The sequence below is a fragment of the Clostridium sp. OM05-9 genome, from assembly GCF_003481465.1.
Taxonomy (GTDB): domain Bacteria; phylum Bacillota; class Clostridia; order Lachnospirales; family Lachnospiraceae; genus Coprococcus; species Coprococcus ammoniilyticus.
In genome coordinates this window covers 485,063-491,748 of sequence record NZ_QULF01000002.1, presented here as the reverse complement: position 1 = coordinate 491,748, position 6,686 = coordinate 485,063, and the positions used below count along the sequence as shown (strand labels likewise).

The 6,686-nt window shown below is 38.3% G+C and carries 7 protein-coding genes and 1 tRNA gene; 6 read left to right on the top strand and 2 right to left on the bottom strand.

The features are described from left to right. Positions 1–114 precede the first annotated feature (114 nt). Positions 115–185: transfer RNA gene (locus DXB77_RS05365), tRNA-Trp, on the top strand. 45 nt (positions 186–230) lie between these two features. Here the strand turns inward: DXB77_RS05365 and DXB77_RS05360 are convergent. Next, complete coding sequence (locus tag DXB77_RS05360) at positions 231–1,118, bottom strand: IS3 family transposase (protein ID WP_182439435.1); 888 nt, start codon at positions 1,116–1,118, stop codon at positions 231–233. A gap of 163 nt (positions 1,119–1,281) precedes the next feature. On the opposite strand from DXB77_RS05360, the gene DXB77_RS05355 reads away from it, so the two are divergent. The 3 genes from DXB77_RS05355 (at position 1,282) to DXB77_RS05345 (ending at position 2,268) form a co-directional block, all read left to right on the top strand. Next, complete coding sequence (locus tag DXB77_RS05355) at positions 1,282–1,542, top strand: type II toxin-antitoxin system Phd/YefM family antitoxin (protein WP_117807451.1); 261 nt, start codon at positions 1,282–1,284, stop codon at positions 1,540–1,542. After that, positions 1,532–1,843 carry a type II toxin-antitoxin system RelE/ParE family toxin gene (locus DXB77_RS05350; RefSeq protein ID WP_118662787.1) on the top strand — a complete coding sequence of 104 codons (312 nt, stop codon included), beginning with the start codon at positions 1,532–1,534 and terminating at the stop codon, positions 1,841–1,843. Before DXB77_RS05355 ends, DXB77_RS05350 begins: the two co-directional genes overlap by 11 nt. A gap of 206 nt (positions 1,844–2,049) precedes the next feature. Beyond that, a complete protein-coding gene (locus DXB77_RS05345; protein WP_243100147.1) occupies positions 2,050–2,268 on the top strand; it encodes a ferrous iron transport protein A in 219 nt (72 codons plus the stop codon). Positions 2,269–3,052: 784 nt separating this feature from the next. Here the strand turns inward: DXB77_RS05345 and DXB77_RS05335 are convergent. After that, the gene (locus DXB77_RS05335) at positions 3,053–4,369 is read right to left on the bottom strand and encodes an aspartate kinase (protein WP_118662784.1); all 1,317 of its coding nucleotides are present in this window, start codon (positions 4,367–4,369) and stop codon (positions 3,053–3,055) included. Between the two features lie 370 nt (positions 4,370–4,739). On the opposite strand from DXB77_RS05335, the gene DXB77_RS05330 reads away from it, so the two are divergent. Both DXB77_RS05330 and DXB77_RS05325 read left to right on the top strand, forming a co-directional pair. Continuing rightward, entirely contained in the window at positions 4,740–5,180 is a 441-nt protein-coding gene (locus tag DXB77_RS05330) for a 6-carboxytetrahydropterin synthase (RefSeq protein WP_118484120.1), read from the top strand. A 75-nt stretch (positions 5,181–5,255) separates the two neighbouring features. Beyond that, a complete protein-coding gene (locus DXB77_RS05325) occupies positions 5,256–6,686 on the top strand; it encodes a Firmicu-CTERM sorting domain-containing protein (RefSeq protein WP_182439434.1) in 1,431 nt (476 codons plus the stop codon).

The following is a 6,686-nucleotide window of genomic DNA, read 5'->3' as shown; positions in this document are numbered from 1 at the left end:
GAGATTGGAGAGAATGAAGTCGCAAGACTTTCTGTATGAAATTCTGAAGGTACATGAAAAGTAAATATTTCATCTACCTGTTAAGTGTCCCAATTTAGGACACTTAAGCAGTATAGGGGATTGGTCAAATGGTATGATAGGGGTCTCCAAAACCTTTGGTGGGAGTTCGATTCTCTCATCCCCTGCTATTAGGAATAGCCTTAGAAGTCGCATAAATGCTGGCTTTTAGGCTATTTTTTTTGTTTTGTGAAGATAGAAAACTCTGTGATATCAGTAAGCCATTTCTGATTCGGTTTTGTAGCATGGAAATCTCTAGCTATAACATTCTCCACCGCAGGTGTTATTTCACCTTTATAGGAGTTATATTTCTGTCTGCGTTTTCGTCTGATAATTAGTTTTTCCTGCTTCATAATACGACGAACCGCTTTTTCAGAAACTTTTATACCTTCACGATGAAGCAGCGTATGAATTCTCCGATAACCAAATATATCACGATTTTCATGAAACAGTTGTACGATTCTTTTGCGAAGATTGGAGTATTTATCCTCTGCATAAATGGTTTTTTCTTGATAATAATAGCTACTTTTTGCAAGGTTTAGTTTTTTAAGAAGATCCGGCAGTGAATACCTATTTTTCAGGGCATCGATTATCACTGCCTTCTCCCGATTTGAGAGAGCTGTCTGATCGATGCCGGGGTCTTTTTTTAATACATTGATTGTTTCTTTAAGAATATCTATTTCCATCTGCATATCAAGCATCTGAACTTTAAGCTCATTGATATCTTCCGCAGATGTGATATCGTTTGGATTTACATTAATGTTGGCAGTAGTTTTTTTCGTGGGTTGAAAACATCCCTTCTCCCGATACTCCCTAATCCATTTATATATCAAGGAAGGTATGTATCCGATTTCTTCTGTCACTAATTTTACAGGCTCGCCCTTAATAAGGCAACGTTTAATTACGTCATGTTTCAATTCAGTTGGAGCTTGTCTCCAATGCTTTTGATTTGGAACATCGTAATATTCGGGATACTTTTTATGCCAATGATAAAGCATTGGTGCAGATGGATACCCTAAGGTTTGGACAACTTTGTCTGGGGATCCTGTCGCTTTTAGCAATACAAGTGCTGTCGATATTTGTTCTTGTGTGTACCTCATAACATGTCAGACATTACACAGTCCAACTTTTCGTCCGTATGCCCGTTTATTTTACGGTTATTTACTTTTATAAAGAATACAATTATGGTATAATAATACCATTATAAAGTAGGAGGTGGGTATTATGCCACAGATTATACCAATTAAGGAATTAAAGAATACAGCAGAGATATCAGATATGTGTCACAAGTCTGAAGAACCAATTTATGTTACAAAAAATGGATATGGTGATATGGTTATTATGAGTATGGAGAATTACGAAAATACCATGAATCGAATAGCGATGTATCATGATATAGAAATTTCAGAACAGCAAATAAGAAAAGGTCAAGTAAGGGATGCAAGAATCTCGCTTCAAGAAACAAGGGGAAAGTATGGCTTATAATTTGAGAATAACAAAACATGCAGAGAAACTGTTAGATAGACTTGTTTATTATTTGCTTTATCGACTTAAGAATGAACAGGCTGCCAGACACTTGTTGGATAGTATCAATGATATATATGAAAGATTGGAAGAAAACCCATTGCAGTTTCCACGATGCAGAGATAACTTTCTTGATCAAAAAGGATACCATGAGGTGGTTGTGCCACAGATGAATTATGTGGTTGTATTTAGTATTGATGGAAATGTTGTGAATGTTCTAGTTTTTTTTCATCGACTTGAGAACTATTCACACAAAATATAAATAGCAGAACTTGTGAACAAAAAGGTTTCTAAAGCATGGTTGACCAGATAGTTAGTTTCTGATAAGAAAGATTAGATTGTTGAACAATAATTAGCATTGACTTGCACAGGAAGTGCGGAAGTATAATTTATATAATCGGGGATATACTAAGCATATATCAGCAGATGATTGACACATATTTGTTAGAAGAAAGGGTGGTTATTATGATGTCATTATCAAATGCAGCGGATGGATTTTGTTCAACGATCGCGTGGAACTGTGCAGATAAAGCATTATTTGGAGATTGTCCGTTAGATACGGGGGATGAGGTTCAGGTGGTATCATCGTTTTTCGGAAATGTCATCGTCCGGGTACACGGAAGATGCCTTGCAATTACCAAGGATGCGGCAGAGCGGATCAAGATGTGCCAGCCGGACGCACAGTAAGAGATAAAATTTATAACTGTTCTTGAATTCGTGGGCAAATGTTTTATTGTGTAAATGTTAAATGAAAATGAGTTGGTTGAAATAATAAATAATATATATTATTATTTATATATCAATAATTTGGAGGGAGACATTTACGAAAGAAAAAGAAGTATTTTATTATTATGTGCATTATTGATCATTGCACTCATACTGCCATGTAGTGGAAGCGAGACAGCATCTAAGTTTACTAAAAAGCAAAGGCAACATACAAGAAGTGTTTGGATAAATATTTTTATAAGACAAATGGGAAACCTTTAAAGTTTAAATATTATTATAAAGGAAAGCTTAGAAGCGAAAGTACAAAGAGTGACCAACATGGTATATATACACGTATAACAAAAATGTCTGATAAAGCATTTGTAGATGAATTTATCGGACGTATGGGTGTGTATATAAAGACATATTTCAAAAAGACAAAGTCGGGTGGAACAGAGGTCGCGAAATATAGCACACGGATGGATCCGGTAACGTATAAAACAATAAACGAGTATTATGTAAATGGTAAGAGAACAACAAAAAAAGCTTATCAGAAAAAAGTAAAATCATTAGGAAAGTTAAAAAAATTACATATCAGAATTATAATGATGTCTGGTAAAATGGGAATATATTTAATATGAATACAAACGCCTGCCATTGGATTGAATAAGAACCAATGACAGGCGTTTGTATTACCTGTGCGAGGACAGTAAGCTAAAGTCTGTATTTATACAATGTGCTCTGATAATTGCCCACGATATAAATATTATTTTGTAATAAAGGTGCTGTAGATTGCTTTGATTGCTGTCTCGAAGTCACGGTTTTCAACACCGATGATGATGTTAAGTTCAGAAGAACCCTGATCGATCATCTTGATATTGATGCCCTTGTTTGCGAGAGCAGTGAAGAGCTTTCCGGCTGTACCACTGGCTGACTTCATGCCACGACCAACAACTGCGATCAGTGCAAGACCGGATTCAATCTCAACAGAATCTGGTTCTGCCAGACGATGGATAGCAGATACAACGCTCTGTTCCTTATCGATGAATTCGTCTGCATGAACAACGATGGTCATAGTATCAATGCCGGATGGCATATGCTCGAAGGAGATATTGTTCTCTTCAAATGCCTGAAGAACCTTACGGCCGAAGCCGATCTCTGAATTCATCATTGCTTTTGTAATGAAGATCGTACAGAAATCTTTCTTTCCGGCAATACCTGTTACAACATAATCCTGCTTCTGGCAGGTACTTTCAACGATCCATGTTCCTGCATCTTCCGGTGCATTTGTATTCTTGATATTGATAGGAATACCACAGCTTCTTACAGGAAAGATAGCGTCCTCGTGGAGAACGGAAGCGCCCATGTAGGATAACTCACGAAGCTCGCGGTATGTGATATATTTGATCGGCTTTGGATCCGGAACGATTCTTGGGTCGGCTACAAGGAAACCGGATACATCTGTCCAGTTCTCATATACATCTGCACGGCTGGCTCTTGCAACGATAGAACCTGTTACATCGGAACCACCACGAGAGAAGGTCTTAACATTTCCATCTTTACCCATTCCGTAGAAGCCGGGGATAACGGCACGTTCATTTTGAGCGAGACGCTCGGTCAGACGCTTGTATGTCTTATAATCGTTCAGATTTCCTTCTTCGTTGAAGAAGATGACTTCTGCCGAATCGATAAATGGAATACCAAGGTAAGCTGCCATGACTTTACCGTTTAAGTATTCACCTCTGGATGCAGCATAATCGCTCTGAGGATTCTCGGCGAGGTTCTTTTTGATCTCCGCAAAATCGTCATCCAGACTGAAATCCTTCAGCTCAAGACCTGTGATGATCTCATCGTATCTTGCTTTGATCGCCTTTAATTCTTCGTCAACATCATTGCCTTCGCTGGCGGTCTGATATGCATGAAGTAACATATCGGTTACCTTAGTATCTCCATCAAATCTTTTTCCCGGAGCAGAAGGAACAACATATACACGGCTATCATCTGCATGGACGATTTTACCGACCTTCTTGAACTGCTCTGCACTTGCCAGGGAACTTCCACCAAATTTAACAACTTTCTTCATAATAAACTCCTGCATTTTTATTTTTATTTACAAATTATCTCTATCTTAATATTATTGTGCCGATTAGACAAGGAAAAAATGTGATTTTTTTGAATTTTGAATGATCGAATAAAAACCTCTTGTATAATGGTTTTGTTTTAGGCAAAATGTTGAACCTTTTCAGAAATAATCTGAGATTTTTGATAGATGAAATATAAGAATATGGATTTCACACGTAAATTGTGCAAAATGACTGAAACAGCTGAAAAAATTCGTTATCTCCGAATGTGAAAAAATGTTGTACTTCCTTGAATTTGCTTGTTTTCTATACTAGAATAGCAGTCGAAAAGGTAGCATAATGCCCAAATGGCTAGAAGATTGAGGTGATAATGTGATTGATTTTTATAAGTGTCAGTATCATTTTAATGCCAGCCATAGCTTTGATGGAAATAAAGAACAGGCACACAGTCATACATTTACGATGATACTGTATATTCGTAATCATTCCGGTCGAGATATGGATTTTAAACGGCTAGACAGAATGATTGAGATTTTTCTCGGCAGATATGAGGGCTTATATCTGAATGAACTTCCCTGTTTTGCCGGGAATGCAAGTATAGAGGCAATCGGAGATTATTTTTACGAACAATTAAAGATAAAATTATCGGAATTGAATGCGGAGCTGATGCAGCTTGATATAGGGGATACACCGCTTGGGGTGTATCAGGTGTGTGATCGCATTTTGTTACCGACGGTTAATGAGAAACGGAGCAGAGAAAATCTGGAGGCAATCTTGTTCTATAAGAAACAGATGCCTGACCAGAAAAAATAGATAGGGACTCATTCGGATAAGATGGGTCTTTTTTGTGTGGAATGTCATAAAACAGACAGAAAGAAGGCATGTATGATGAGACATAAGAAAATCTGTAAAAAAATAATAGCTGTAGGGATAGCGGTATTGTTGATCGCTGTTTCTTGTATGCCAATGACAGGAATGAGGAGTCAGGCAGCAACGTTTGAAGATAATGGAAATACAGTAGATATATATACGGATAATGATTATTTGTGTATTCGGTATAATGGAAGCTGGTCAGGATATCTGAATGAGCGCTTTGACCTGTCGGCAGACGGAGTGTCACTGGATCGATTGAATGCGATCATATTGAATAATGGAAATAATGGAGACGGAAGTTCATTTTCAGTAAAGGATGCATGGAGTTCGGAAATCAGCGGGGCTTCCGGAACGGTTACAAATACCGGAAAAAAACAATATTACGGATATGAATTTATGACATGGAAGATTCAGGTTCCACTTGATACTTATGAGGCTTTTAGTCTTGATACGCTGAAGGTAACATATAAAGGGCAGAGCACGAAAGTTACGATTGGTACAAAGAATACTACGGAAGAAGCTTCTACAGAAAATACGGAAGAAATTACATCTGCTACAGAGAAGGACTCAACGGAAGAAATTCTGACGACCGAAGATACAACTGAAGCTGAAAAAAATGATACAACAGTTTCCGGGACAACGGAACAGAGTGTTACTGAAGCAGTAAGTGAAGATACTACTGCAGACGGTACTGGTGAGAGTACAACAGAGATTTCCAGTACGGAATCAGAAGACAGCAGTGCAGTAACTCCTGAGACTACATCGGAGGATAACAATAGTGCAACCACTACCGGAGAAATGACGGATGAGGCAACAACAGATACAACGGGCGGAATCCATGTAGGCGGCAATATCCAGATCGATGGCTATTATGATGACTGGGAAGGAAGACCGAAGACGGAGATTACATATTCCAGTAATAACAAACAGTGTAATCATTATGGTCAGCTTGCATTAGACGGGGATACTTTATATGGCCATTTTAAGATGAATGAATTATATACCTCCGGTATGCAGCTTCAGATCTGGTATCTGACGATCAACGGCAAGACATTTGCCATGCAGATCCAGCCGGAAAAGAACGGAAATATCGACTGGAGTACGCAGGCTCCGAGATCAGAAGGAATCCATACTAACTTGAAAGCTTTTATCGGATATGGAAATAATAATGAATGTGACAGTAAAGTAGCATATACAGTGTATGATGCAGAACATAAGGATAATACGCCGGGAGATGAGGTGGAATTCTCGCTCAGTCTGAAACGTCTGGCAGAATTAACAGGTATTCCTGCGGATGAGATGGGAACTATCACGATCCAGAATCCGAATATCGGAGGTCAGGGTGTGTCGATTGCCGGATCTTCTACAGGACCGGCCGTAGGTGTGTTGATCGCTCTGTTACTGGCAGCAGGCTATGTTGCAAAGAAAAGAAAGGATAAAAGGTAG

Coding starts and splice junctions, on each gene's coding strand:
- DXB77_RS05345 (WP_243100147.1), top strand. CDS start 2,050: ATGTCATTATCAAATGCAGCGGATGGATTTTGTTCAACGATCGCGTGG.
- DXB77_RS05325 (WP_182439434.1), top strand. CDS start 5,256: ATGAGACATAAGAAAATCTGTAAAAAAATAATAGCTGTAGGGATAGCG.
- DXB77_RS05355 (WP_117807451.1), top strand. CDS start 1,282: ATGCCACAGATTATACCAATTAAGGAATTAAAGAATACAGCAGAGATA.
- DXB77_RS05335 (WP_118662784.1), bottom strand. CDS start 4,369: ATGAAGAAAGTTGTTAAATTTGGTGGAAGTTCCCTGGCAAGTGCAGAG.
- DXB77_RS05350 (WP_118662787.1), top strand. CDS start 1,532: ATGGCTTATAATTTGAGAATAACAAAACATGCAGAGAAACTGTTAGAT.